General features: G+C 69.7%; 22 protein-coding genes and 1 pseudogene. 10 read left to right on the top strand and 13 right to left on the bottom strand.

The annotated features are described in order from the left end of the window. Nucleotides 1–45: 45 nt before the first annotated feature. On the bottom strand, nt 46–2,472 hold the full coding sequence (locus QIS96_RS02815; RefSeq protein ID WP_282540700.1) for a DUF6049 family protein: 2,427 nt from the start codon (nt 2,470–2,472) through the stop codon (nt 46–48). A 341-nt stretch (nt 2,473–2,813) separates the two neighbouring features. Here QIS96_RS02815 and QIS96_RS02810 point away from each other — a divergent pair, with 341 nt between their 5' ends. Further along, entirely contained in the window at nt 2,814–4,280 is a 1,467-nt protein-coding gene (locus QIS96_RS02810; RefSeq protein WP_282540699.1) for a CCA tRNA nucleotidyltransferase, read from the top strand. A 102-nt stretch (nt 4,281–4,382) separates the two neighbouring features. Here the strand turns inward: QIS96_RS02810 and QIS96_RS02805 are convergent, their stop codons facing one another. The 4 genes from QIS96_RS02805 to QIS96_RS02790 all read right to left on the bottom strand — a co-directional run bounded on the left by QIS96_RS02805 (nt 4,383) and on the right by QIS96_RS02790 (nt 8,214). Next, nucleotides 4,383–4,703, bottom strand: a complete 321-nt coding sequence (locus QIS96_RS02805) for an LppU/SCO3897 family protein (RefSeq protein ID WP_282540698.1) — start codon at nt 4,701–4,703, stop codon at nt 4,383–4,385. Between the two features lie 291 nt (nt 4,704–4,994). After that, nucleotides 4,995–6,257: an MFS transporter gene (locus QIS96_RS02800; protein ID WP_282540697.1), complete on the bottom strand. Its 1,263-nt coding sequence runs from the start codon at nt 6,255–6,257 to the stop codon at nt 4,995–4,997. Nucleotides 6,258–6,355: 98 nt separating this feature from the next. After that, nucleotides 6,356–7,438 (bottom strand): inositol-3-phosphate synthase, encoded by a 1,083-nt coding sequence (locus tag QIS96_RS02795; protein WP_282540696.1) that lies wholly within the window; start codon nt 7,436–7,438, stop codon nt 6,356–6,358. A 53-nt stretch (nt 7,439–7,491) separates the two neighbouring features. Further along, entirely contained in the window at nt 7,492–8,214 is a 723-nt protein-coding gene (locus QIS96_RS02790; RefSeq protein WP_282540695.1) for a PadR family transcriptional regulator, read from the bottom strand. A gap of 380 nt (nt 8,215–8,594) precedes the next feature. Between QIS96_RS02790 and QIS96_RS02785 the strand changes: the two genes are divergently transcribed. Together QIS96_RS02785 and QIS96_RS02780 are read left to right on the top strand one after the other, a co-directional pair. Further along, nucleotides 8,595–11,288 (top strand): transglycosylase domain-containing protein, encoded by a 2,694-nt coding sequence (locus tag QIS96_RS02785; protein WP_282540694.1) that lies wholly within the window; start codon nt 8,595–8,597, stop codon nt 11,286–11,288. Nucleotides 11,289–11,510: 222 nt separating this feature from the next. Next, nucleotides 11,511–13,088 (top strand): glycosyltransferase family 87 protein, encoded by a 1,578-nt coding sequence (locus QIS96_RS02780; protein WP_282540693.1) that lies wholly within the window; start codon nt 11,511–11,513, stop codon nt 13,086–13,088. A gap of 148 nt (nt 13,089–13,236) precedes the next feature. On the opposite strand, the gene QIS96_RS02775 is transcribed toward QIS96_RS02780, so the two are convergent. The 3 genes from QIS96_RS02775 to QIS96_RS02765 all read right to left on the bottom strand — a co-directional run bounded on the left by QIS96_RS02775 (nt 13,237) and on the right by QIS96_RS02765 (nt 15,982). Then, complete coding sequence (locus QIS96_RS02775) at nt 13,237–14,268, bottom strand: alanine racemase (RefSeq protein WP_282540692.1); 1,032 nt, start codon at nt 14,266–14,268, stop codon at nt 13,237–13,239. 110 nt (nt 14,269–14,378) lie between these two features. Next, nucleotides 14,379–15,512, bottom strand: a complete 1,134-nt coding sequence (locus QIS96_RS02770; protein WP_282540691.1) for a lipid II:glycine glycyltransferase FemX — start codon at nt 15,510–15,512, stop codon at nt 14,379–14,381. A gap of 155 nt (nt 15,513–15,667) precedes the next feature. Beyond that, nucleotides 15,668–15,982, bottom strand: a complete 315-nt coding sequence (locus tag QIS96_RS02765; RefSeq protein ID WP_282540690.1) for a hypothetical protein — start codon at nt 15,980–15,982, stop codon at nt 15,668–15,670. A 263-nt stretch (nt 15,983–16,245) separates the two neighbouring features. Between QIS96_RS02765 and rpsF the strand changes: the two genes are divergently transcribed. The 4 genes from rpsF to rplI all read left to right on the top strand — a co-directional run bounded on the left by rpsF (nt 16,246) and on the right by rplI (nt 17,986). Next, nucleotides 16,246–16,536, top strand: a complete 291-nt coding sequence (rpsF, locus tag QIS96_RS02760; RefSeq protein ID WP_016644628.1) for a 30S ribosomal protein S6 — start codon at nt 16,246–16,248, stop codon at nt 16,534–16,536. 75 nt (nt 16,537–16,611) lie between these two features. Continuing rightward, nucleotides 16,612–17,205, top strand: a complete 594-nt coding sequence (locus QIS96_RS02755; RefSeq protein ID WP_282540689.1) for a single-stranded DNA-binding protein — start codon at nt 16,612–16,614, stop codon at nt 17,203–17,205. 79 nt (nt 17,206–17,284) lie between these two features. Next, on the top strand, nt 17,285–17,521 hold the full coding sequence (gene rpsR, locus QIS96_RS02750; RefSeq protein WP_003949403.1) for a 30S ribosomal protein S18: 237 nt from the start codon (nt 17,285–17,287) through the stop codon (nt 17,519–17,521). A gap of 18 nt (nt 17,522–17,539) precedes the next feature. After that, nucleotides 17,540–17,986 carry a 50S ribosomal protein L9 gene (rplI, locus tag QIS96_RS02745; protein WP_282540688.1) on the top strand — a complete coding sequence of 149 codons (447 nt, stop codon included), beginning with the start codon at nt 17,540–17,542 and terminating at the stop codon, nt 17,984–17,986. 137 nt (nt 17,987–18,123) lie between these two features. Here rplI and QIS96_RS02740 read toward each other — a convergent pair whose 3' ends face one another. Further along, entirely contained in the window at nt 18,124–19,473 is a 1,350-nt protein-coding gene (locus tag QIS96_RS02740) for an MATE family efflux transporter (protein ID WP_282540687.1), read from the bottom strand. 460 nt (nt 19,474–19,933) lie between these two features. Between QIS96_RS02740 and dnaB the strand changes: the two genes are divergently transcribed. Next, nucleotides 19,934–21,412, top strand: coding sequence for a replicative DNA helicase (dnaB, locus tag QIS96_RS02735; protein WP_282540686.1), 1,479 nt, complete (start codon nt 19,934–19,936; stop codon nt 21,410–21,412). On the opposite strand, the gene QIS96_RS02730 is transcribed toward dnaB, so the two are convergent. Next, nucleotides 21,357–22,196, bottom strand: a complete 840-nt coding sequence (locus tag QIS96_RS02730) for a 2-phosphosulfolactate phosphatase (protein ID WP_282540685.1) — start codon at nt 22,194–22,196, stop codon at nt 21,357–21,359. The genes dnaB and QIS96_RS02730 overlap by 56 nt on opposite strands. A 50-nt stretch (nt 22,197–22,246) precedes the next feature. Beyond that, nucleotides 22,247–22,914 (bottom strand): annotated as a pseudogene (def, locus tag QIS96_RS02725) (peptide deformylase). A gap of 88 nt (nt 22,915–23,002) precedes the next feature. Here def and QIS96_RS02720 point away from each other — a divergent pair. Together QIS96_RS02720 and QIS96_RS02715 are read left to right on the top strand one after the other, a co-directional pair. Continuing rightward, nucleotides 23,003–23,644: a winged helix-turn-helix domain-containing protein gene (locus QIS96_RS02720; RefSeq protein WP_282540684.1), complete on the top strand. Its 642-nt coding sequence runs from the start codon at nt 23,003–23,005 to the stop codon at nt 23,642–23,644. 110 nt (nt 23,645–23,754) lie between these two features. After that, nucleotides 23,755–25,179 carry a serine hydrolase domain-containing protein gene (locus QIS96_RS02715; protein WP_282540683.1) on the top strand — a complete coding sequence of 475 codons (1,425 nt, stop codon included), beginning with the start codon at nt 23,755–23,757 and terminating at the stop codon, nt 25,177–25,179. A gap of 90 nt (nt 25,180–25,269) precedes the next feature. Here QIS96_RS02715 and QIS96_RS02710 read toward each other — a convergent pair whose 3' ends face one another. Both QIS96_RS02710 and QIS96_RS02705 read right to left on the bottom strand, forming a co-directional pair. Further along, complete coding sequence (locus tag QIS96_RS02710; RefSeq protein WP_282540682.1) at nt 25,270–25,725, bottom strand: GNAT family N-acetyltransferase; 456 nt, start codon at nt 25,723–25,725, stop codon at nt 25,270–25,272. A gap of 79 nt (nt 25,726–25,804) precedes the next feature. Continuing rightward, nucleotides 25,805–26,269: a MarR family winged helix-turn-helix transcriptional regulator gene (locus QIS96_RS02705; protein WP_282540681.1), complete on the bottom strand. Its 465-nt coding sequence runs from the start codon at nt 26,267–26,269 to the stop codon at nt 25,805–25,807. Nucleotides 26,270–26,397 lie beyond the last annotated feature (128 nt).

The raw sequence follows: 26,397 nt of genomic DNA, 5'->3' as shown, positions 1-26,397 counted from the left end.
TACCCCACCTCATCGGTCCCGCGGCCCCAGTGGCCACGTCATCGCTCAACGGTCCACTCTCTCACCCGTGCCGGACGGGTCGGTGCTTTCCGGTGCGGTGTCCGGTGTCGGGTCACTCGGCTGCTCGGGGGCGGGCGGGCCGGGCTCCGGGCCCTCGTCGCCCTTCGCCTGAACGTCGCCGTTCTCGCCGTTGTCCGCGTCGTCGGCCTCGGCCTCGGCCTCTTCCTCCTCGGCGCGGCGGGCGGCCGCCTTGCGCTGGGTGTACATGCGGAAGCCCGCGAGGACGAGCAGCAGGATGCCGCCCGCGATGACCAGCATCACGGTCAGGGTGATCTCCGTGACGTCGACGTCGAAGCGGATCTCCTTGCCGTACGGAGTGCCGTCCTCGGTGTAGAGCTGGGCGACGACCGGGACCGGGCCGTTGGCGTTGGCCGTGGTGGTGAACTTCACCGTCTGGCTGTGGCCGCCGGAGACCTTGATCGGCTGCTCTTCGTACGGGCCGGGCTCCTCGCCGATCTTGAGGCGGGTCGGCTTGGTGGAGGTGAGGCGGAGCGTCAGGTTCTCGGCGCCCTGGACCAGGTTGTTCTGGACCGTGATCGGGATGGTCGCGCTGCGGCCGGAGAGCTTCGCCTCGGTCTTCTCGATCAGGCTGACCTGGCCGGTGAGCGTGGTCAGGTACTGCTGCACGCTGTTGCGGTACGTCTCGGCGTCGTTGGCGCGGCCGCGCCAGGACGTGGACAGCTCGCGGTCCATGGCCCGGCCGAACGGCGTGACGACCCGGTCCGGCGCGCTCAGGATGACCTTGAAGCGGTTCAGGCTCTCCTGCGTGGTGCGGACCGACTCGAAGGCCTGCTTCGGCAGCTCGTGCTTGAGCAGTCGGCCGGGGTACGAGCCGGTGCCGGGCACCTGCGTCGTGGCCTTCGGATCGGGCGTGGCCTTGGCGGCGGCGATCAGGTCGTCGGGCTCGGTCCAGCTCTCGGAGCCGAGGGCGTCCAGGGCCCTGGCCATCGACTGGGCCTGGCTGGCGGTGGGCATGCGCTGCGGGGCGACGACGATGCTGCGCTGCTTGTCCGGGTCCTGCAGCGTGATCATCTGGGTCTGGGCGAGGAACTCCTGCACGGCGAGCGTCGAGTTCTCGGCGCGCGTCATATCGCCCTCGAACGCGGTCGACAGGCGTGCGTCCGCGACCACCGCCGTGGTGCCGCCGCCGATCGGCCGGGCCGCGGTCGGGGTGTACGGCAGGCCGCCCGTCTCCCGGAGGCTGTCGCTGCGGGCGATCACCGAGTGCGCGCCGGCCGAGGTGGCGACGTCCACGACGGACGGGTCGACCGCGCCGTCGGCGGGCCAGGCGAAGTCCGTGCTGGGCTCGACGTGCAGGACGGACTTCACCGTCTTCGCGGCCACGTCCGTGGCGGGCTTCAGATGGCTCAGCGAACCGCCGACCGTCTTGCCCTGGTGCGCGAGCGAGGCCAGATCCGGGTCGGCGAACGGGAGCGCGACGACCTTCTTGCCCTTGACGGCCTGCTGCAGCTGGTTGAGCCACTGCTTCGCCAGGGTCCGGTTCTTGGCCGAGCCGGGGATCGGGTTGCCGCCCTCGGGGTTCTCGATGCTGTAGCCCTTGGTGGCCATGGCGTCGAGGGAGGCGAGCAGGTCCGGGTCGACGACCCAGGTCACCGGCAGGTCCTTGCCGAGCGACAGCATCTGCTCGAGCCGGCCGCCGGGGGCGACCTCCTCGGCCAGCTTGTCGTCGGCGAAGACCGGGGTCTGCTGCTCGTCGGAGGCGGTCTCGGCGGTGAGGTGCGAGGTGGAGATCAGCGGCCAGAGGTAGCTGACCTTCGTCTTCTCGCTCGGCGCCTCCGACTGCCAGGGCAGGAAGGTCCGCTCGATGCCGAGCAGCTGCGGGTACGGCTGGGCGGCGCTGCGGCCGGTGAGGGCGACGCCCAACTGGTAGACGCCGTCGGCGGAGAGGTCGAGGTCCTCGACGGGGACCGCCAGGCGGAAGTCCTGCGAGACGCCGGGCGCGAGCTTGCCGAACGCCGCCGTGTACGTGGCGTCCTTGCCGTTCTTGCCGTCGACCTCGCGGCCCGGGGCTCCCCGCAGCGAGTCGGACCGCTTGGCCGCGTTGTCGATGGAGGGGCGGTCGGTCAGGGCGGGGCCGACGCGGAGGCCGACCTCCGCGTCCGTGATCGTCTGCTTGCCCTCGTTGGTGATCTTGCCGGAGATCGTGACGGTGTCTTCGTCCGTCGGCACGTTCGGCGACATTCTGTCCACGGATACGTCGACGGTGCCGGAGCCGGCGCCTGCGGGGGCCGCGGGAGCCGCCGTGGGGGATGCGGCGGCCACGGGGGCGGCGGCCGGGAGCTGCAGCAGACCGGCAAGCAGCGGCGCCCCCGCGAAGAGGGCCGCCGTACGCCGGAACCACCGGCGGGCAGGTGAGGGAGTCATCCCCTGGAAGTCTGCCGCCTCGGCCACGCGCTCGCCCGTCCCTCGTCGTCGTCAGTGGTCGTCCGCATTTGCGTCCCCGCATGGTAACGAGGCGCGCTGTGCCTGAGTGCCGGGGTGCGCTCACGCAGCCCCCCGGCAGGCCAGCGACGGTACGGGGCACATCGGCGGGCGTCGAACCGGCCCGGCACGAGCCCCGAGGGGCAGGGCCGCGACCGAGCCGGGGGCGCACGGCAGCGTGTCGGGGTGCGCAGGGAATGGGAGAGGCGGCGCGACTGAGTCGGAACTCACGACGAGCTGGTCCGCCTGCCGAGCCGGGCCGCCGGAAACGGGGAAGCTGCCGCAGCGCAGGCCCCGTACCCTGTTCTGTTGTGCCGAACGCCAATGAAGACAACTCCAGTGCCCTCAGCCAGGTGCAGCGCCGCGCGGTGAGCGAGCTGCTGCGCGTTTCCCCCGTCGCCGACGAGCTCGCCGAACGCTTCCGCGCGGCCGGGTTCTCGCTCGCCCTCGTCGGCGGCTCGGTCAGGGACGCGCTGCTCGGCCGGCTCGGCAACGACCTGGACTTCACGACCGACGCCCGCCCCGAGGACGTACTGAAGATCGTCCGGCCCTGGGCGGACGCGGTGTGGGAGGTCGGGATCGCCTTCGGCACGGTGGGCTGCCAGAAGCACGCCCGCGTCGGAGACGCCGACCAGCACTTCCAGATCGAGGTCACGACATACCGCTCTGAGGCGTACGACCGCACCTCGCGCAAGCCCGAGGTGTCCTACGGCGACTCCATCGAGCAGGACCTCGTGCGCCGGGACTTCACCGTCAACGCGATGGCCGTGGCGCTGCCGGAGAAGGAGTTCATCGACCCGCACGGCGGCCTGGAGGACCTCGCAGAGCGGGTACTGCGCACGCCGAGCACCCCGGAGGAGTCCTTCTCGGACGACCCGCTGCGGATGATGCGGGCCGCTCGCTTCGCCGCGCAGCTGGACTTCGAGGTGGCGCCCGAGGTGGTCGCTGCGATGACGGCGATGGCGGAGCGCCTGGAGATCGTCTCGGCCGAGCGCATCCGGGACGAGCTCAACAAGCTGCTGCTCTCCGCGCACCCGCGCAAGGGGCTCACGCTGCTCGTCGACACCGGCCTGGCCGCTCACGTACTGCCGGAGCTGCCGGCGCTGCGGCTTGAGAGCGATGAGCACCACCGGCACAAGGACGTCTACGAGCACTCGCTGACCGTCCTCGACCAGGCGATCGCCCTGGAGGAGGACGGCCCGGACCTCACGCTGCGGCTCGCGGCGCTCCTGCACGACATCGGCAAGCCGAGGACGCGGCGCTTCGAGAAGGACGGGCGGGTCTCGTTCCACCACCACGAGGTGGTCGGCGCCAAGATGACGAAGAAGCGCATGACCGCGCTCAAGTACTCCAACGAGCTCGTGAAGGACGTCTCCCGTCTGGTCGAGCTACACCTGCGCTTCCACGGCTACGGCACGGGCGAGTGGACGGACTCCGCGGTGCGGCGCTACGTACGCGACGGGGGCCCGCTGCTCTCCCGGCTGCACAAGCTCACGCGCTCCGACTGCACGACGCGCAACAAGCGCAAGGCGAGCGCGCTTTCGCGGGCGTACGACGGTCTGGAGGAGCGGATCGCGCGGCTGCAGGAGCAGGAGGAGCTGGACGCCATCCGCCCGGCCCTCGACGGCAACGAGATCATGGAGATCCTGGGCGTCGGCCCCGGCCCGGTGATCGGCAAGGCGTACAAGTTCCTGCTCGAACTGCGCCTGGAGAACGGGCCGATGGAGCGGGAGGCGGCGGTCGCCGAGCTCAAGGAGTGGTGGGCGGCGCAGGGCTGAGCTGAGTCCGAGCAAACGAACGGGGCCCTGTTTCACGTGAAACAGGGCCCCGCTTCATGAGTGCGGTTGCGGTGTTTCACGTGAAACACCGCAATGCACGGCCTAGACCTCCTTGAGGCAGAGCACGAACTGCTCGCCCGAGCTCCTCCTGCTTCCGCTGGTCTGCTCCTGGTAGGGGATCTCGGCTCCGGGAACACCCTCGCACTGGCTCATGTCCAGGGTGTCGTCGATGCGCTTCACCACTTCGTACTTGGCTTCCGAGGTGCCGCAATCCACGATTTCGAGATCAGGGGCGGACATGGTGCCCTTGTTCTTCATGCAGTCGCCGGCCTCCGCCTCGGAGGAGTTGTTCTGGCTCATGAACCAGATCACTCCGCCGATGATGACCGCGATGGCGAGGCCGACGATCTTGAGCTTCTGCATGACGCTCATGCCGTTGCGCGCCGGAGGAGGGGGCGGAGGGGCTCCCCACTGTCCTTGCTGCGGGGGACCTCCCCACTGCTGCTGCTGCTGCTGCGGCTGGCCCTGCGGGTATCCGGGGCCGGGCTGCTGGGGCGGGTAAGGGTACTGGCCCTGCCCCTGGGGAGGCGGGTAAGACATGGGATCCCCCTTGTTGATGACTACGCCGACGGCGCATGTATGGCCCTCGTAAGGTACCGATGCGATCGCGCCAACTCGCAGCCTGGTACGGCTCTTTCGCAGTGATGTGACAGTTCAGGGGCGGTTGAATCGGGCCATAGTCGCCGCAACCGCCGCGTAGAGGACCCCCACGGCGACGACCAGCGGTACGGAACGTCCATCGGGCGGCAGCATCAGCGCGGCTACCCCGGCCGCCCCCACGAAGGCGACATTGAAGAGCACGTCGTACACCGAGAAGATCCGTCCTCGGTAGGCGTCGTCCACCGAGGACTGCACGACGGTGTCGGTGGCGATCTTCGCGCCCTGCGAGACCAGGCCCAGGACGAAGGCGGCGATCAGCATCGGGATCGGCTCGAAGGGCAGGCCGAGGGCCGGTTCCAGAACGGCGGCCGCGCCCGCGCACACCGCGATCCAGCCGCTCGGGCGCATCCGCTCGGCGGCCAGTGGCGTCAGGACGGCCGCCGCGAAGAAGCCCGCCCCCGAGAAGCCGACGGCCAGGCCGAGCAGCGCGAGCCCGCCGGCCTCGTCCGACGACCAGGCGTACCGGCACAGCATCAGGACCATCACGAGCAGCGCGCCGTAGCAGAACCGCATCAGCGTCATCGCGCCGAGCGCCCGTGCCGCGGGCCGGCGTTCGACGGCGGCGAGGTGCCGTACGCCGGCCACCAGACCCCTGGCCGTGGAGGCGAGGGCGGCGCCGATACGGGACTGCACCTCGTCCGGGTCCGGGCCGAGCAGGGTGCGCGGGATGCGCAGCGCGGCGAGGGCCGAGCAGAGGTAGAGCGCGGCCCCGACGAGGACGACCGCGGCATCGGAGTCCGATGCCACCAGGCGTACGCCGAAGGCGAGGCCGCCGCCGAGCGTCGCCGCGAGCGTTCCGGCCGTGGGGGAAAGGGAGTTGGCGATGACCAGCCGCTCGGCGTCGACCACGCGGGGCAGTGCGGCGGAGAGGCCCGCGAGGACGAAGCGGTTGACGGCCGTGACACAGAGGGCCGAGGCGTAGAACAGCCAGTCGGGCACGCCGAACAGGATCAGCAGGGCGGTGGCGCAGGCGAGGACCGCGCGCAGCAGATTGCCGTAGACGAAGACGCGCTGCCGTGGCCAGCGGTCGAGGAGGACGCCGGCGAAGGGGCCGATGACGGAGTACGGCAGGAGCAGCACGGCCATGGCGGAGGCGATGGCGGCCGGCGAGGCCTGCCGCTCCGGCGAGAAGACGACGTATGTCGCGAGCGCCACCTGGTAGACCCCGTCGGCCGACTGCGACAGCAGGCGAACGGCGAGCAGGTGCCGGAAGTCCCGGAAGCGCACGAGTACGCGCAGATCACGTACGACGGCCATGGCGCCAAGCCTCACACAGCCCGCAGGCCCCCGGGGGGATTTCCCGGGGGCCTGCGATCAAGCAACCTGTGCGTGCGGGACGCACACGGAGGGGGAGGTCAGCGCTCGACCTCGCCGTTGATGAACTTCTCGACGTTCTCGCGGGCCTCGTCGTCGAAGTACTGGACCGGCGGGGACTTCATGAAGTAGCTCGACGCCGACAGGATCGGGCCGCCGATGCCGCGGTCCTTGGCGATCTTCGCGGCGCGCAGGGCGTCGATGATCACGCCGGCCGAGTTCGGGGAGTCCCAGACCTCGAGCTTGTACTCCAGGTTCAGCGGGACGTCGCCGAAGGCGCGGCCTTCGAGGCGGACGTAGGCCCACTTGCGGTCGTCGAGCCAGGCGACGTAGTCGGACGGGCCGATGTGGACGTTGTCCTCACCGAGCTCGCGGTCGCGGATCTGCGAGGTGACCGCCTGGGTCTTCGAGATCTTCTTGGACTCCAGGCGCTCGCGCTCGAGCATGTTCTTGAAGTCCATGTTGCCGCCGACGTTCAGCTGCATGGTGCGGTCCAGGATGACGCCCCGGTCCTCGAAGAGCTTCGCCATGACGCGGTGCGTGATGGTGGCGCCGACCTGCGACTTGATGTCGTCGCCGACGATCGGGACGCCGGCCTCGGTGAACTTGTCCGCCCACTCCTTGGTGCCGGCGATGAAGACCGGGAGGGCGTTGACGAAGGCGACCTTGGCGTCGATGGCGCACTGGGCGTAGAACTTCGCCGCGTCCTCGGAGCCGACCGGCAGGTAGCAGACCAGGACGTCGACCTGCTTGTCCTTGAGGACCTGGACGACGTCGACGGGCGCCTCGGCGGACTCCTCGATGGTCTGGCGGTAGTACTTGCCCAGGCCGTCGTGGGTGTGGCCGCGCTGGACCTGGACTCCGCTGTTCGGGACGTCGCAGATCTTGATGGTGTTGTTCTCGCTGGCGCCGATCGCGTCCGAGAGGTCGAGGCCGACCTTCTTCGCGTCCACGTCGAAGGCGGCGACGAACTCGACGTCCTTGACGTGGTAGTCGCCGAACTGGACGTGCATCAGGCCCGGGACCTTCGACGCCGGGTCGGCGTCCTTGTAGTACTCGACGCCCTGCACCAGCGAGGCGGCGCAGTTGCCCACGCCGACGATGGCTACGCGAACCGAACCCATTCCGGTTGCTCCCTGTTCGTTCTCGATGAGGTCCCGCGGATCGCGGGGCTGCCTCACTTTTCGGTGTCGGCGGACGAATCCGGCCGGGAGCTGTCCCGGGTCCGGGGCAGGCCGCCCGCCTTTCCTGATGTGTCCTGCTGAGCCGAGCCCGTGTCCTGCCGGGTCCGGCCCGTGTCCTGCTGAGCCGAGCCGCCGGGGGCCGACCGCTGCTGGTCGCGTCCCGCCCGCTCGCTCTCGATGAGCTCGTTCAGCCAGCGCACCTCGCGCTCCACGGACTCCATGCCGTGGCGCTGCAGCTCGAGGGTGTAGTCGTCCAGACGCTCACGGGTCCTGGCGAAGGAGGCGCGCATTTTCTCCAGCCGCTCCTCGAGCCGGCTCCTGCGGCCTTCGAGTACGCGCATCCGCACGTCCCGCGAGGTCTGCCCGAAGAAGGCGAAGCGGGCGGCGAAGTGCTCGTCCTCGTACGCGTCCGGGCCCGTGTGGGAGAGGAGCTCCTCGAAGTGCTCCTTGCCCTCCGCCGTGAGCCTGTAGACGATCTTGGCGCGGCGACCGGCCAGGGGCGCGGCGAGAGGGTCCTCCGTGCTGTTGCCCGGCTCCTCGATCAGCCAGCCGCTCGCGACCAGCGCCTTGAGGCAGGGGTAGAGCGATCCGTAGCTGAAGGCCCGGAACACCCCGAGGGAGGTGTTGAGCCGCTTGCGCAGCTCGTATCCGTGCATCGGGGACTCACGCAGCAGGCCCAGGACGGCGAACTCGAGGATGCCGGAGCGCCTGCTCACGTTCGCCTCCTCTCGCGACTCTCTGGCCGCACTCGCCGGGACTCTTTATGTCGAGCTGATGTATCGACTCGATACATCACGACGATAGAACGGCCCCCCGGAGCCAGCAAGTGGGGCCACGGTGAACGGCGTCACATCACGGATTCATAGGATGCAACTTGCCTGATTTGGGGTGAACTTCAGGGCTAGGAGGGTTTTGGCGGTGCGTAGTGTGTGCGCCATGCAGACCACCGGGAACCGCGCGACGCCAGATGGCGTCCCCGTCCGGGGTGCAGTGCGGTCGCGAGCCTTCCGGGGCGCGTCCGCACTTCGGGGGGACCGGAAACCACCTGCCGCTTCCAGGCGCGCGACCTCGCGCCTGCCCGAGGAGTAGTCGTTCGATGAGCGAGCACCGTCGCAAACCGCCGCAGTCGCAGGGCGGCGGACGTGCCGCGGTCAGGCGCGGCGTCACCGGATCCTCCGGTCGGCGCGCAGCACCGCGTAGTGCCACAGGGTCTCCTTCCGGTTCGTACGGGTCGCATGGCTCGTCCGCCGGTGAGGAGCAGCCGTACGAGGGCCGGGCCGCGGCTCGGCGCGCAGCGCAACGTTCCGGCGGCCGCCGGCGCGCGGCCGAGGGCGCCGGAGTCGGCGCCGGCGCGGGAGCCGGAGGGCGTCGCGGTGGCGGCGGTCCCGGTGGTCCCGGCGCCGGTGGGCCGGGCCGTGGCCGTGGCCGGGGCGCCGAGCCGCCGCCGGGGAAGAAGCGGATCATTGACTATCCGCGGTACGGCAAGGCCGGCTGGCGGAAGTTCGTGCCGTCCTGGAAGCAGGTCACGGGCACGTTCATCGCGTTCTGCGCCGCAGTGATGGTCGCGGGCGGTATCGCGTACGCCCTGGTGGAGATCCCGGACGTGAAGAAGGCGGAGGCGCAGACCAACGTCTTCTACTGGAGCAACGGGAAGCAGATGGCTGCCACCGGCGGCGGCCAGAACCGGCAGATCATCGGGATCGACCGCATTCCGGAACACATGCAGCTCGCGGTCATCTCGGCCGAGAACGCCACGTTCAAGGAAGACAGCGGTATCGACCCCATGGGTATCGGCCGCGCCGTGTTCAACATGGCGACCGGCGGCGAGACCCAGGGTGGCTCGACCATCACCCAGCAGTTCGTGAAGAACACGTACCTGGACCAGAGCCAGACCCTCACACGTAAGGCGCGCGAGCTCTTCATCTCCATAAAGGTCGGCGCTGAGATGGACAAGGACGATGTCCTCGCCGGCTATCTCAACGCCGCCTACTACGGCCGCAACGCCTACGGCATCCAGTCGGCGGCGCAGGCCTACTTCGACAAGGACGCCGAGAAGCTGACTCTGTCGGAGAGCGCCTTCCTGGCCTCCGTCCTCAAGGGTCCGAACCTGTACAACCCGGACGGCGGCGTCGGCCCGAACGCGTCCTCCAAGGCCAACACCAAGCGGGCCAAGGAGCGTTGGGAGTGGATCCTCGACCGGATGGTCGAGACCGGCAACCTCAGCAAGGAGAAGCGCGCCAACGCCGGCGACTTCCCCACGCTGGTGAAGCAGAAGTCCTCCCTGTCCGGTCAGACCGGTTACCTGGTCGACACGGCCAAGGACTACGTGACCACCAAGCTCAAGATCTCCCCGGAGGAGCTCGAAAAGGGCGGCTACAAGATCTACACGACCTTCGACAAGAAGAAGGTCGGGCAGATGGAGAAGGCCGTCGAGAAGACCAAGAAGGCCTTCCTCGACCCGGACAAGCGCGACAGGGACAGGTTCGTCCAGTTCGGCGCGGCGTCCGTGGATCCGAAGAGCGGTGCCCTGGTCGCCATCTACGGCGGCGAGGGCATGGACGAGGGCCACTACACGAACAACGCCAACACCCGTGGTGTGCCGGTCGGTTCGACCTGGAAGCCGTACGTCCTCGCGGCCGCGATGAAGGATGGCACGGTGAAGAGCGGCGGTGCGCCGATCTCGCCGGAGAGCCTCTACAACGGCAACGACCAGCTGATCATCAACGATCAGAACGGCGACCCGATCAAGGACGTCAACGGGAACCCGTTCCGGCAGAAGAACGAGAGCGACCGGATGTGGGGCAAGGTGACGCTCCGCAAGGCGATGGAGCAGTCCATCAACACCCCGTTCGTCCAGCTCGGCATCGACGTGGGCCTCTCCAAGACCCGGGACCTCGCCGCGAGCACCGGCATCCTGGAGGAGAGCTTCGACAAGGGGAACCTGGGCAACGCCTCGTTCTCCCTGGGTACGTCCACGCCGAGCGCGATCCGCATGGCCGACTCGTACGGCACCTTCGCCAATGAGGGCGTGCACTACGAGCCCTACTCCGTGACCAAGGTGACGATCACCAAGGACGGTCAGGAGGAGGTCCTCCCCGAGTTCCAGAAGCCCAAGCGGCAGTCGGCGATGGACGCCGACATCGCCAACAACGTCACCGACGTCCTGCAGGACGTGATCAAGACCGGTACCGGCAAGAAGATCGCCGACATCGGCTTCCCCGTGGCCGGCAAGACCGGTACCACCGACAAGAACAAGTCGGCCTGGTTCGTCGGCTACACCCGGGAGCTGTCGACCTCGGTCACGCTCTTCCGTACGGACCCCAAGGAGGGCGAGCTGCTCTCCATGAACGGAACCGGCGGTGTGCCCTCCATCCATGGTGGTGACATCCCGGCGCAGATCTGGAAGGACTACATGGCGGAGGCCATGAAGGGCATGACGCCCGAGCCCTTCCCGGAGGCCGAGAAGATCGGCGAGATCGTCGGCAAGCCGACCGCGCCGCCCTCCCCGACCGAGACGGCGGACCCGGAGGACAGCGCGACGGCGTCTCCGACGGAGGAACCCTCGAGTTCACCCAGCGGCGAGCCGAGCCCCGGCGAGACCTGTGACCCGTTCGACTGGAAGTGCAAGGACACCGGCGGCGCGACCGACGGCGGTACGACCGACGGTACGACCGACGGAGGCACCACAGGAGGCGAGACCACCACTCCCGAGCCGCCCACCGGGGGCAATGGCAACGGGACCGGCGGAGACGGCGGCGGAGGCGGATGGTTCGGCGGGCCGACCGGCTAGGTCCCCCTTCTGCCCGAGCCACGAGCGCGGGTGTTTCACGTGAAACGAGGGCCGTCGCACCACCCGGTGCGGCGGCCCTCGGCCTGTCCACGGGCACGTAAGCCCGTCCACCGGCACGTGGGGGCCTGTCCACGGGCACGTGAGGCCTGTCCACGGGCAACCTGGGCTTGCCCACAGGCGGGCACGCGCACGTCCTCAGGCACGTACGGCAGGATGAGCCCCATGACGAGCAGCACGAGCCCGGACCCGAGCGCGCCGCACTCGCAGCCCCAGGGAGACGGCGGGTCGTCCGCCTCCCCCGCCTCCACCGGGCCCGTCCCGGTGGTCGCGCCGACCGGACAGGACGAAGTCGCAAGAGCGGGCAGTGAGTTGATCGGCGGCCCCCTCGGACGCAGGGTGCTGTACGGCGCCGGCTGGTGGACGCCGGTCCGCGTCATCGCCCTCGTCGCCATCGGGATGTTCGCGCTCGGCATGGTGCAGAAGCTGCCCTGCTACAACGGCGCCTGGTTCTACGGCGCCAGCGCGCAGTACACCCACGCCTGCTACTCCGACATCCCGCACCTCTTCGCCGGACGCGGCTTCTCCGACGGCCTGGTGCCGTACTTCGACAAGCTCGCCGGAGACATGGAGTACCTCGAATACCCGGTCCTGACCGGGGTGTTCATGGAGGTTGCCTCCTGGGTCGTGCCCGACGGCGGCACCATCCAGCACCGCGAGCAGATCTACTGGCTCGTGAACGCCGGGATGCTGATGGTCTGCGCCGTCGTCATCGCCGTCTGCGTCACGCGTACCCACCGCCGCCGCCCCTGGGACGGGCTCCTCGTCGCGCTCGCCCCGGCCTTCGCGCTCACCGCGACCATCAACTGGGACCTGCTCGCCATCGCGCTCACGGCCGCCGCGATGCTGATGTGGTCCCGCGGCCGGGCCGTCGCCTTCGGCGTCCTCCTGGGCCTCGCCACCGCCGCCAAGCTCTATCCCGTACTGCTCCTCGGACCGCTGCTCGTGCTGTGCTGGCGGGCGGGGAAATGGCGGTCGTTCCTGGCGGCGGCCGCGGGTACGGCGGGCTCCTGGCTAGTCGTCAACCTGCCGGTGATGGTGCTCGCGCCCGAGGGGTGGCAGAAGTTCTACACGTTCAGCCAGGAGCGCGGCGTGGACTTCGGCTCGTTCTGGCTGATCCTGCAGCAGCAGTTGCAGGACCGCGGCAAGGACGCGCTCGACACCGACAGCGTCAACACGCTCGCGACGCTCCTGATGGCCCTGGCCTGCCTCGGCATCGCCGTGCTCACCCTGACCGCGCCGCGCAGGCCCCGCTTCGCCCAGCTCGCCCTGCTCGTCGTCGCCGCGTTCATCCTCACGAACAAGGTCTACTCACCGCAGTACGTGCTCTGGCTGATCCCGCTCGCCGCGCTCGCCCGGCCGCGCTGGCGTGACTTCCTGATCTGGCAGGCCTGCGAGATCGTCTACTTCCTGGGGATCTGGCTCTACCTGGCCTACACGACCAGCGGCGACAAACACCACGGGCTCCCGCAGGAGGGCTACCACCTCGCCATCCTGGCCCATCTGATCGGCACCCTGTACCTCTGCGCCGTCGTCGTCCGCGACATCCTCATGCCCGAGCGGGACGTCGTACGCCGGGACGGCTCCGACGACCCCTCCGGCGGGGTGCTCGACCGGGCGCCCGACGCGTTCGTCCTCGGCCGTGCCGCCCACCCGCCACGGCACGCTGCGGCGATGACGGACGGCGGTACGCAGGTCGCCTGGGGCGCGGAGCGGAGCGCCGTACGGGACGGTTCGCCCTGAGCGAACTCCCCGTGCTTCAGCGGGACTTCAACGGCGAGGGGCCGGTCGCGATGCATGCGACCGGCCCCTCGCCGTGACCCGCGGAACGGGCCGTACTCAGCTCATCGACGCTCGACTCATCAACGTCGACTCACCAACAGCCGACTCATCAACGGTCGACCAGGCGGTCGAACTGCGTGGTGGTGTGCCGGAGATGGGCCACCAGCTCCTCGCCGACCTTCGGCTCCGGCGCGTCCGACGGCACGAACAGGATCGACACCTGCATGTGCGGCGGCTCCGCGAACCACCGCTGCTTGCCCGCCCAGACGAAGGGGGCCAGGTTCCGGTTGACCGTGGCGAGGCCGGCGCGGGCCACGCCCTTGGCGCGCGGCATGACGCCGTGCAGCGCCTTCGGCGCCTCCAGACCCACACCGTGCGACGTGCCGCCCGCCACGACGACCAGGTAGCCGTCCGAGGCGGTCTTCTGCTGGCGGTAACCGAAGCGCTCGCCCTTGGCGACCCGGGTCACGTCGAGGACGGAGCCGCGGTACTCGGTCGCGTCGTGGTCGCCGAGCCAGAGCCGCGTACCGATCCGCGCGCGGAAGCGGGTCTGCGGGAACTGCTGCTGCAGCCGGGCCAGTTCCTGCGCCGAGAGGTGGCTGACGAACATGGTGTGCAGCGGAAGACGGGCCGCGCGCAGCCGGTCCATCCACTGGATGACCTCCTCGACGGCGTCCGAGCCGTCGGTGCGGTCGAGCGGCAGGTGGATGCCGAAGCCCTCCAGGCGCACGTCCTCGATGGCGGCGTGCAGCTGCCCGAGCTCCTGTTCGCTGACGCCGTGCCGCTTCATCGAGCTCATGACCTCGATGACGACGCGGGCGCCCACCAGGCCGTGCACGCCCTCCACGGACGAGACCGAGCGGATCACCCGGTCCGGCAGCGGCACCGGCTCCTCGCCGCGACGGAACGGGGTCAGGACGAGCAGGTCGCCGCTGAACCAGTCCTTGATACGGGCCGCTTCATAGGTCGTGCCGACGGCCAGCATGTCGGAGCCGAAGCGCGTCGCCTCGTCCGCGAGCCGCTCGTGCCCGAAGCCGTATCCGTTGCCCTTGCAGACGGGCACGAGTCCCGGGAACTGTTCGAGCACCTGCTTGTGATGAGCTCGCCAGCGCGTGGTGTCGACGTAGAGCGTGAGCGCCATGGCCGGTCCCGGAACCTTTCTTGTGTCTGAAGTGGGGTCGTGTGAGGTGCGGGGATGAGCAGCATTTTGCCGCGTCTCCCGACGTGTGGCCACGGCGGGAGGTCCGGCGGCTAGCGCTTCGACATCCAGTAGTCGAAGCCCTTCTGCAGCACCTTGTTGAGCGGGAAGTCCCACTCGCCGATGTACTCGACGGCCTCGCCGCCGGTGCCGACCTTGAACTGGATCAGGCCGAAGAGGTGGTCCGTCTCGTCCAGAGTGTCGGAGATGCCGCGCAGGTCGTAGACGCTCGCGCCGAGCGCGTACGCGTCCCGCAGCATCCGCCACTGCATGGCGTTGGACGGCCGCACCTCGCGCTTGTGGTTCACGGACGCGCCGTACGAGTACCAGACGTGGCTGCCGACCGTCAGCATCGTGGCGGCGGCCAGCGGCTCGCCCTCGTGCTTGGCGATGTAGAGCCGCATGCGGTTGGGGTCCTCGGCGTTGAGGGCCTTCCACTGCTGCTGGAAGTAGCTGAGCGGACGGGGCCGGAACCGGTCGCGCTCGGCCGTGATCTCGTACAGCTCCTGCCAGACCGGCAGGTCGTCGTAGCCGCCCTGGACGACCTCGACGCCGGCCTTGTCGGCCTTCTTGATGTTGCGCCGCCAGAGCTGGTTGAAGCTCTTCTGCACCTCGTCGAGCGACCGGTTGGCGAGCGGCACCTGGAACACGTAGCGCGGCTGTACGTCGCCGAAGCCCGCGCCGCCGTCCTCGCCCTGCTGCCAGCCCATCTTCCGGAGCCGCTCCACGACTTCGAAGGCGCGCGGCTCGATGACGTCCGCCTCGATGTCCCGCAGACGCTTCACGTCCGGGTCCTGGATGCCCTTCTTGATGGTCGGCGCCTCCCAGCGGCGGATGACCACCGGCGGGCCCATCTTCACGGAGAAGGCGCCCTGCTTCTTCAGGTGAGCCAGCATCGGCTGGAGCCAGTCGTCCAGGTTCGTCGCATGCCAGTTGATGACCGGACCCTCGGGCATGTACGCGAGATAGCGGTTGAGCTTGATGATGTCCTTGACGTTGACCTGGCGGTACAACACCAGGCCTGCGCCGACCAGTTCACCCGCCGGGTCGAACCAGCCGAGGCTCTCCGCGCGCCATTCGCTCTTCACGTCTCCCCACGCCGGGACCTGGCAGTGGCTAGCCGACGGCAGGCTCTGGATGTACTCCAGATGCTGCTCGCGGCTGATGGTCCTCAGGGTCAGGCTCATGCGGGGCGCTCCTCGGCTGGTGTGTCCCCATGGGGCAGGGGCTTCCGGCTCACCCGCCGAAGCCTACTGCGCCCGGGGAGCGCCCCGACTGGCCGTATGCAGGCTGAGGCTGCCCGGGGGGTTCCCGGGCAGCCTGTAAGCGCTCTGTCGGGGCGTCAGCCGAGCAGTCCGCCGAACAGTCCGCCGTGCGCCATACCGAGGAAGAAGCCCACCGCAGAGGCGCCGAGCCCGATCACCATCAGGAACCGCTCACGCGTGGTCTCACTGATGAACTGCCCGTACGCGCCCGTGATGATCCCCACGAGTCCGGCCCAGGAGCTGAGCAGGTGCAGGTGGTGGAACATCGCCGTGACGAACGCGACGGCGCCGAGGATCAGCGTCACGCCGAGAAGCGTGTCCTGGACGGGGTGCGGCTTCCCGTCCGTGGCGAGGAGAGAGCCTGCCGTGTTCCGACGTATTGCCTGTGCCATGAGGCACCTCCTGGCAAGAGGCGGCGCATCGTAGCGCCATGGACACCCGATGCGTACAGATTGCGGCCCCTGACCTCTTGATTTCAACCGGAAGGCGACGTGCGGGTACTCTGTACCGTCTGCACCGGTGTCTGCCCAGGCCACAGCGTCGCCCCGCTCGCGGGAGTCGACTGTCAGTGGCGGCCGATACCGTTGCGTACGCATCACGACCCTCCTGCCACGGAACGACCGTGGCCGCTGAGTCCAAAGGAGGTGGGTTCTACATGCGTCACTACGAGGTGATGGTCATCCTCGACCCCGATCTCGAGGAGCGCGCTGTCTCCCCGCTGATCGAGAACTTCCTCTCCGTCGTCCGTGAGGGCAACGGAAAGGTCGAGAAGGTCGACACCTGGGGCCGTCGTCGTCTCTCGTACGAGATCAAGAAGAAGCCCGAGGGCATCTACTCGGTCATCGACCTGCAGGCCGAGCCTGCGGTCGTCAAGGAGCTCGACCGCCAGATGAACCTGAACGAGTCGGTCCTCCGGACCAAGGTCCTCCGTCCCGAGATGCACTGAGCTCTTTAGCTCAGCAGTAACCGGGATTCGAGTAGCAGCAAGCAGCCAGCAGCAAACCCGCCGAGAGGTTCCCCCATGGCAGGCGAGACCGTCATCACGGTCGTCGGCAATCTTGTCGACGACCCCGAGCTGCGCTTCACCCCCTCCGGTGCGGCGGTCGCGAAGTTCCGTGTCGCGTCCACTCCCCGCACTTTCGACCGTCAGACCAATGAGTGGAAGGACGGCGAGAGCCTGTTCCTGACCTGCTCGGTCTGGCGCCAGGCGGCGGAGAACGTCGCGGAGTCGCTTCAGCGCGGCATGCGCGTCATCGTGCAGGGCCGTCTGAAGCAGCGGTCGTACGAAGACCGCGAGGGCATCAAGCGCACGGTCTACGAGCTGGACGTCGACGAGGTCGGCGCCAGCCTGCGCAACGCCACGGCCAAGGTCACCAAGACCAGCGGCCGCGGTGGCCAGGGCGGTTACGGCGGCGGCCAGCAGGGCGGCGGCGGTGGCGGCGGCTGGGGCGGTGGCCCCGGCGGCGGTCAGCAGCAGGGCGGCGGCGGTGCTCCCGCCGACGACCCCTGGGCGACCGGTGCGCCGGCCGGCGGCGGCCAGCAGGGCGGCGGCGGTGGCGGCTGGGGCGGAAGCTCCGGCGGCGGTGGCGGCTACTCGGACGAGCCCCCCTTCTAGGGATCACTCCCCTCTGGGGATCACCCCCTCCGGGGTGGGGTTCGAACTCCACACTTCTTGATCACACAGGAGAAACACCATGGCTAAGCCGCCTGTGCGCAAGCCGAAGAAGAAGGTCTGCGCTTTCTGCAAGGACAAGGTCACGTACGTGGACTACAAGGACACGAACATGCTGCGGAAGTTCATTTCCGACCGCGGCAAGATCCGTGCCCGCCGCGTGACCGGCAACTGCACGCAGCACCAGCGTGACGTCGCCACGGCCGTCAAGAACAGCCGTGAGATGGCGCTGCTGCCCTACACGTCCACCGCGCGATAAGGAAAGGGTGACCGAAACATGAAGATCATCCTGACCCACGAGGTTTCTGGCCTCGGCGCTGCTGGCGACGTCGTCGACGTCAAGGACGGTTACGCCCGCAACTACCTGATCCCGCGGAACTTCGCGATCCGCTGGACCAAGGGTGGCGAGAAGGACGTGGCGCAGATCCGCCGCGCCCGCAAGATCCACGAGATCGCGACGATCGAGCAGGCCAACCAGATCAAGGGCCAGCTCGAGGCCGTCAAGGTTCGCCTTGCCGTCCGCTCCGGTGAGGCCGGTCGCCTCTTCGGTTCCGTCACCCCGGCCGACGTCGCTTCGGCGATCGAGGCTGCCGGCGGCCCGAAGATCGACAAGCGTCGCGTCGAGCTGGGCTCGCCGATCAAGACGCTGGGCGGCTACGAGACGTCCGTGCGCCTGCACCCCGAGGTGGCCGCCAAGGTCAACATCGAGGTCGTCGCCGCGTAAGCGTCGCGCTCGGCACTGCTGAGTCGAAGAGTTGGGCCCGCACCTTCCGGGGTGCGGGCCCAACTTTTTGTTCGTACGGCTTGTTCGTACGGCGCTCTCGTTCGTGCGTGTTCGGCAGCGCCGTTTCACGTGAAACGTCAGCGGGTGGCGCCCGTGACGATCCAGCGGCCCGAGCGGGCGCGCAGCCAGAGCGTGATCATCCGGACCGTCATCATCAGCGCCATCGCTCCCCACAGCGCGGTCAGTCCACCGCCGAAGTTCGGTACGAGCAGGGCGGCCGGGATGAATACGGCGAGCGTCGCGAGCATCGCCCAGGCCAGATACGGTCCGTCGCCCGCACCCATCAGCACGCCGTCGAGCACGAAGACGATGCCGGAGACCGGCTGGGACGCGGCCACGACGAGCAGCGCGATGAACGCGGCGTCCTGGACCTGGGTGTCGCCGGTGAACAGCGGCAGGAAGATCGGCCGGGCGGCCACGACGAGCAGTCCGAGCACGACGCCGGACGCGATGCCCCACTGCACCATGCGCCGGCAGGCGGCCTTGGCGCCCTCGGTGTCCCCGGCGCCGAGGTAGCGGCCGATGATCGCCTGACCGGCGATGGCGATCGCGTCGAGGGCGAAGGCCAAGAGGCTCCACAGGGTCAGGATGATCTGGTGGGCGGCGATGTCCGCGTCCCCGAGGCGGGCGGCGACCGCGGTGGCGATGATCATGATCGCCCGCAGCGAGAGCGTACGGACGAGGAGCGGGATCCCGGCCTGTGCACAGGCGCGGATGCCGGCGGTGTCCGGGCGCAGCGAGGCGTGATGGCGCCGGGCGCCCCGGACCACGACGACGAGGTACGCGACCGCCATGCCGATCTGGGCGATGGCCGTGCCCCAGGCGGATCCTGCGATGCCGAGCCCGGCGCCGTAGACGAGCCCGACGTTGAGCAGGGCGTTGGCGACGAAGCCCGCGATCGCGACGTAGAGCGGGGTCTTCGTGTCCTGGAGTCCGCGCAGGACTCCGGTGGCGGCGAGGACGACGAGCATCGCGGGGATGCCGATGGCGGAGATCCGCAGATAGGTGATCGCGTGCGGGGCCGCGGTGGCGGAGGCGCCGAAGAGGTCGATCACCGCAGGCGCCGTCGGCACGATGACGGCGACGACCGCGATGCCGATGAGCAGCGCGAGCCAGATGCCGTCCATGCCCTGGCGGATCGCGGACTGCATGTCGCCGGCGCCGACCCGGCGGGCGACGGCGGCGGTCGTCGCGTACGCGAGGAAGACGAAGATGCTGACGCCCGTCATGAGGAGGGCGGAGGCGACGCCGAGGCCGGCCAGCTGGGCCGTGCCGAGGTGGCCGACGATGGCGGTGTCGGCCATGACGAAGAGGGGCTCGGCGACCAGTGCTCCGAAGGCCGGCACGGCGAGCGAGATGATCTCGCGGTCGTGCCGTCTGCGGACGGCCTTGGGGTCGGCCTCGGGGTTGGCGGGAGCCTGTGTCATGGGCTCCAATGTAATCTTCCACAGGTAATGGACGCAATGTGATTCTGACCCTTACGTTGCCGTCTCCTCGGGTCGTTGCGGGGCGCTGCCCGCCCTGATCTTGCTCCGGTTTCAGAACTTTTTTCTATGCACAGCCGGGGGGTAGTAAAAGGCCAGGTCAGGGGATGTTCGTCAGGAGGCCTGAGGGCTTGTTCACAGCGCTGTCCACCGGACCGTGCACAGGATTCGGCGAGTTCTCCACAGCATCGGGTCCGTCATCCACAGGCCCTGTGGATAACCAGATTGGCTGACGGTGCCCGCGGCCCTACCGTGGTCCGGCGCCCGCCCCGTTTTCCGCTCCCGGAAACCCCCGCATAACCAACGCGACAGAAGCGGAGTTGGGTCTCTGGTTTGTCAGTGCCGTGCCGTAGAAAAGAGCGGGCACGGCGAGGTCCGCTCGGCGGACGGGAGGAGGTGCCCGGTGAGTGTGTCCGAGCCTTTGGAAGGCCCCTGGGCCGACAGCGGTCCGGGTGACCGACTGCCCGTAACCCGCCAGCGCAGGGACGGCGGCCGTGGCCGCGGCCGGGACGACCAGCACGACAGGGGCGGGGACGGCCCGTGGGACGGCGCCTCGGCCTTCGAGCGCGTCCCCCCGCAGGACCTGGACGCCGAGCAGTCCGTCCTCGGCGGCATGCTGCTCTCCAAGGACGCCATCGCCGATGTCGTCGAAGTCCTCAAGGGCCACGACTTCTACCGCCCGGCGCACGAGACGATCTACCAGTCGATCCTCGATCTGTACGCGAAGGGCGAGCCCGCCGACCCGATCACCGTGGCGGCCGAGCTCACCAAGCGCGGCGAGATCACCAAGGTCGGCGGCGCCTCCTATCTGCACACGCTGGTGCAGACGGTCCCCACGGCCGCCAACGCCGAGTACTACGCGGAGATCGTCCACGAGCGCGCCGTGCTCCGCCGCCTCGTCGAGGCCGGCACGCGCATCACGCAGATGGGATACGCGGCGGACGGCGACGTCGACGACATCGTCAACAGCGCCCAGGCCGAGATCTATCAAGTCACCGAGCAGCGCACCACCGAGGACTATCTGCCGCTCGGCGACATCATGGAGGGCGCGCTCGACGAGATCGAGGCGATCGGCTCGCGCTCCGGGGAGATGACCGGTGTGCCGACCGGCTTCACCGACCTCGACCAGCTCACCAACGGCCTGCACCCGGGCCAGATGATCATCATCGCCGCCCGTCCCGCCATGGGTAAGTCCACGCTGGCGCTGGACTTCGCGCGGGCCTGCTCCATCAAGCACAACATGCCGAGCGTGATCTTCTCGCTCGAAATGGGGCGCAACGAGATCGCGATGCGTCTGCTCTCCGCCGAGGCGCGCGTCGCCCTGCACCACATGCGCTCGGGCACGATGACCGACGAGGACTGGACCCGGCTCGCCCGCCGGATGCCGGACGTCTCGGCCGCCCCGCTCTACATCGACGACTCCCCGAACCTGTCGATGATGGAGATCCGCGCCAAGTGCCGCCGCCTGAAGCAGCGGAACGACCTGAAGCTCGTCGTCATCGACTACCTCCAGCTGATGCAGTCCGGCGGCTCCAAGCGCGCCGAGAGCCGCCAGCAGGAGGTCTCGGACATGTCGCGAAACCTCAAGCTCCTCGCCAAGGAGCTGGAGCTTCCGGTGATCGCGCTCTCGCAGCTGAACCGTGGCCCCGAGCAGCGCACGGACAAGAAGCCGATGGTCTCCGACCTGCGTGAATCCGGCTCCATCGAGCAGGACGCGGACATGGTCATCCTGCTGCACCGCGAGGATGCGTACGAGAAGGAGTCGCCCCGCGCGGGCGAGGCGGACATCATCGTCGGCAAGCACCGTAACGGCCCGACGGCCACGATCACGGTCGCCTTCCAGGGCCACTACTCGCGCTTCGTGGACATGGCGCAGACCTGAGAGGTCCGGCTCGGGGCATCCAGCGGGCGGCTGCGAACGCTCCGTCGATCAGTACGGGGACGACCTCGCAGGCGTCCGACTCCGCTGCGACGGCGACGTCGTCCGCGTAGCCGCCCGCGATGAGCTCCCGCCCCGAGGCGCAGGCGGCCAGGGTGGCTGCGATGTCCGGCACGCTCTCGTACGCGGCGGAGGCCATGGCCGCCTCCGGGGAGAGCAGGTCCCGGCCGGACCGGTGCAGTGCGGCGATCACGGCGCCGGCGCCGAGGAGGTCTTCGAGCGCGGGCCTGAGGCTGCCGTCCGGCCAACGCTCACCCGAGGCGACCACCAGTACGGGCCGCTCGGCCGTGCCGAACCCGCTGCCCGCCAGCCAACGGCCGACGGCGCTCGCGTTCCTCAAGGCCCCGGCCACCACCGTAGATTCGCCTGCCGCGGCGGCGATGCTGGAGCCGTTGGGCGAGGGGAGCACAAGGCGTGAGGCGAAGGGCGCGCGGCGCAGCGCGGCGGGTGACAGCGACCAGGGCGATGTCTCGTCGGCCATCCGCCGCCCCACGGCCAGCCGGGCCCCGACCTCGTCGGCGAACTCCTGGGCGGTCGCGTCGCGCCAGCGGTAGGGGAAGACCTTGGTGCCCGCCTCCACCGCAACGGTCACAGCTGTGGTGAACGACAGCACATCGACGACGACAAGACAGGCAGCGTCCTGCGCGAGCAGCCCCGCACCGGCAGGCCCCCACTCGAAGCGCACGCCGTGGCCCGCCTGCGTGAACCAATCCGATCCTGCACTCATGGACGAGCATCATGCCGGAGCCGCCCGGCGAAAGGTGGCTCATCGGTCGGTCATCGGGGGCCCAACTCGGCTTCTCTGGAGGCGCGTTGGGCGAAGACCGCCTCGCGCCGCTCTTCCATCTGGCGCAGGGCTTCCTTGCGGTCGCGCTTGGAGAGGCGGTCCACGTAGGTGCGGCCGAGGAGGTGGTCCGTCTCGTGCTGCAGGCAGCGGGCGAAGTAGCCGGTGCCCTCGACGGTGAGCGGGTCGCCGTCCTGGTCGAGGCCGCGTACGACGGCGTGGTCCGTGCGGGGGACGGGCAGGCCGGCGCCGGGCACGGACAGGCAGCCCTCCATGTCGTCGACGAGTCGGCGCTCGCCCGGCTCGGGCAGTTCGAGGACCGGGTTGAGGATGTGGCCGACGTGCCGGATGCCCTGGTCGTCCCAGCAGTCGTAGACGAACAGCCGCAGGTCGACGCCGACTTGGTTGGCGGCGAGGCCGGCGCCGTCGGCCACGTACATCGTCAGGAACATGTCGTCGATCAGGGTCGCGAGCTCCAGGGAGCCGAACTCGGTGACGTCCCGGCACGGTCGGGCCAGCACGTCCTCGCCGACCTCCGTGATCCGGCGCACCGAGCCCCGCGCCGCTTCCGGGGACGGGCTGGGTGGGCGTCGACGGGCCGGCCCTGCACGCGAGGGCGTCGGTCGACGGGACGGGACGACTGCTCCTGCGGAACGGACATGACGGACTCCCCTTCTGTCCTTGCCAACTGCTTTGCAAACTAGCAGACTTTGCAAAGCATACGAGCCAGGGTTTTTGAAGGTGGCGAAGTGACCGAGGACGACATCAACACCTCCTACGGGCGAGGCCGGGGCCAGGGCCGCACGAGCGGCGAAGGGCTGCCCGAGCACGATGTGCGGACGGCGCTGCTCGAACTGCTCGCCGACGTCGGCGTCGTCACCGCGACCGAGGCCGCGGCTCGGCTCGGCTACAGCTCGGGGCTCTGCTCGTTCCACCTGCGGCAGCTGGCCCGGCACGGCCGGATCGAGGAAGCGCCCCACAGCGGCGGGCGCGCCCGACCCTGGCGGCTGCGGAGCCGCAGCGAATCCCCGACCGGTTCTCCGACCGGCTCCCCGGCCACATCCTCAAGCGGCTTCCCGACCGCTGACGCCCAATTCGGCGATCTGGCCCGGGGGTTGGAGGACGAGAGCTGGCAGCGGTGGCTGAGCCGCAGGGACGAGGTGCCGGACGAGTGGCGCCACGACGAGGCCTTCAGCGCGGTCGCCTATCTGACACCGGACGAGATGAGCCGCGTCGCCGAGGCCGTCCGACAGGCCCTCGCGCCCTACCGGGACCGGGAGCAGCGCCCGCTGGCCCGGCCGGACGGCGCCCGCCCCGTCGCGCTCATCAGCCGCCTCTTTCCGCTGCTGCCCGAGCCGGGGGACGAGCCGGGGGACGAGCCGCGCTCCTGACGCGCCCTGGGGACAGCCGGGCACACGACCCGTACGCCTGACGACCCGTACGGCGGGACGGTGCCGTAATCCGCTCGACTGAGGCCCGGACCTGCCGGTGAACTGAGGGCATGACACTCGAAGACCACGCTTACGACGAGCTGCTCCCCGCCACGCGCCGCGCCCTGCTGCACCGGACCGCCAAGGCGCAGGCCGAGGGCCGGGCGCCGTCGCTCGTCGCAGCCGTCGTACGGGACGGGCAGGTCGTCTGGCACGGAGCGCGGGGTTCGGTGGCGGGTCGGCTCCCGGACGCGGACACCCAGTACCGCATCGGGTCGATCACCAAGACCTTCACCGCCGTCCTGGTGATGCGGCTGCGCGACGAGGGGCTGCTCGACCTCAACGACCCGCTGGGCAAGCATCTGCCGTGCCCCGACCTGGAAGCGGGCGCGGGCACTGGCGTAGGCGCGGCCGCCGGTGACGTGACCGTTGCCCAACTCCTCGCCCACACCGGCGGGTTGGCCGCAGAGTCACCCTCGCCCTGGTGGGAGCGGACGCCCGGCACCGTACGCCCCGAGCTCGCGGACGTGCTCGGCGAGCAGCCGTTCCGGCACCCGGTGGGGCAGCGCCACCACTACTCCAACCCCGGCTACACCCTGCTCGGCTCGCTCGTGGCGGAGCTGCGCGGTGCGCCCTGGGAGGAGGTGCTGCGGGCCGAGGTCCTGGAACCGCTCGGGCTGCACCGTACGAGCGCGCAGCCGAAGGCCCCGTACGCGCAGGGTCTTGCCGTGCACCCGTGGGCGGACGTGCTCCTCGCCGAACCGGTGGAGGACCTCGGTTTGATGGCACCCGCCGGCCAACTCTGGTCGACCACCGGGGACCTGGCGCGCTTCGCGGCCTTCCTGGCGCGCGGCGACGAGCGAGTGCTGAGCGCGGAGTCCGTACGGGAGATGCGGACGCCGGCCGCGCCACCCGAGTCGGGGGACCGGTACATGGGATACGGCCTCGGGATGCAGCTGCTCAACGTGGAGCAGCGGACGCTGGCCGGGCACATGGGGTCGTTGCCGGGGTTCCTGGCCGGGCTGCTGTTCAGCGAGGAGGAGGAGGTCGGGGCCGTCGCTCTGGCCAACTGCACCTCGGGCCCGCTGCTCGGTTCGCTGGCGGCTGAGCTCGTCCAGACCGTCGTGGAGGCGGAGCCGCGCATCCCGGAGACCTGGCGGCCGGCCTCCGAAGTCGACCAGGGCGTACTGGAGTTGGCGGGCGCCTGGTACTGGGGGACGCATGCCTTCGGGCTTCGGCTGCGCGGGGACGACGGGCTCGACCTCGGCCCGCTCGCGGCGGCCGGCCGCTCGGCCTCGTTCCGCGCCGAGGCCGACGGGACGTGGACCGGCCTGAACGGCTACTACGCGGGGGAGACGCTGCGCGCGGTGCGGCGGGAGGACGGCTCGGTGAGCCACCTCGACCTCGGCTCGTTCGTCTTCACCCGCGAGCCGTACGAGGCGGGGGCGCCGGTGCCGGGCGGGGTGGACCCGCAGGGGTGGTTCGGCCTCGGCTGAAGCGATTTCGGAGGCGGCGGCTGAAACGGCGGAGGGCGTCGGCGGTCATGTTTCACGTGAAACACGACCGCCGACGTTCCCACTCAGACCTCACCCCAGCCGCAGCTTGAACCCCAGATGCGATGCCTCGAAGCCCAGGCGCTCGTAGAAGCGGTGCGCCTCGATGCGGGTGGCGTCGGAGGTCAGCTGGACCAACTGGCAGTCCTGGCGGCGGGATTCGTCGACGGCCCACTCGATCAGGCGGGTGCCGATACCGCTGCCGCGCTCGTCGGAGTGGATGCGTACGCCCTCGATGATCGAGCGGGTGGCGCCGCGACGGGAAAGGCCGGGAACGACCGTGAGCTGGAGCGTGCCGACGACCCGGTCCTCGCGCACAGCCACCACCAGGTGCTGCTGCGGATCACCGGCCAGGCGCGTGAAGGCCGCCTCGTACGGAGTGAGGTCGTCGGGGGACTCGCGCTGGGCGCCCAGGGGGTCGTCGGCGAGCATGGCCACGATGTCCGGAAGGTCGTCGGCAGTGGCGGGTCGGATCGCGAAATCTCCCATGGGGCGGAGCCTACGGGGCGGGCGGCGGCGCCCCCTGGGGGAAGTGCGGCGGATTACGGCGGAGGCGGAGCCGAGGAGCTCAGGCCGGCGCCGGGGCGTTGAGCGACTCGACGGCCTTGACCAGCGGGGCGAGCTCGGCGTTCTGGGCCGCCGCGTCGAGGGCCTCGCGCAGGGCGGTGTCGTTGGTCGGCCGGGCCTCGGCGAGCAGCTGCGCCCCGGCCTCGCTGACGTCGGTGTAGATGCCGCGGCGGTCGGTCGGGCAGAGGTAGCGGGAGAGCAGTCCGCGGTCCTCGAGCCGGGTGACCAGGCGGGTGGTGGCGCTCTGGCTGAGCACGACCGCGTCCGCGACCTGCTTCATCTGCAGATGGCCGCCCGGCCCGTCGTGCTGGCGGCTGAGGACGTCCAGGAGCGAGTACTCGCGGACGCTCAGCTCGTGCTTCGCCTGGAGGGCGCGCTCGATATGCGCCTCGATCTTGCCGTGCAGGGAAGAGAGGGCGCACCAGCCCTGCGCGAGAGCGGTCAGTGCGGGGTCCGTCGCTGTCATGGGGCTCCTGCCTCCCTGCCGTGAGGCCCTGGTGGGCCGTTTCCCGGTGCGGCTGACGCCCAGGATAGACCAAGCATGAAATAGCCTGCGTTTGCAATTAAAGAGCGTCTGCAATTATTGTGGACGCT

The sequence above is a fragment of the Streptomyces cavernicola genome, assembly GCF_029968035.1.
Classification (GTDB): domain Bacteria; phylum Actinomycetota; class Actinomycetes; order Streptomycetales; family Streptomycetaceae; genus Streptomyces; species Streptomyces cavernicola.
Note: the sequence above shows the minus strand (reverse complement) of the source record. Positions and strands in the feature narration are given on the sequence as shown.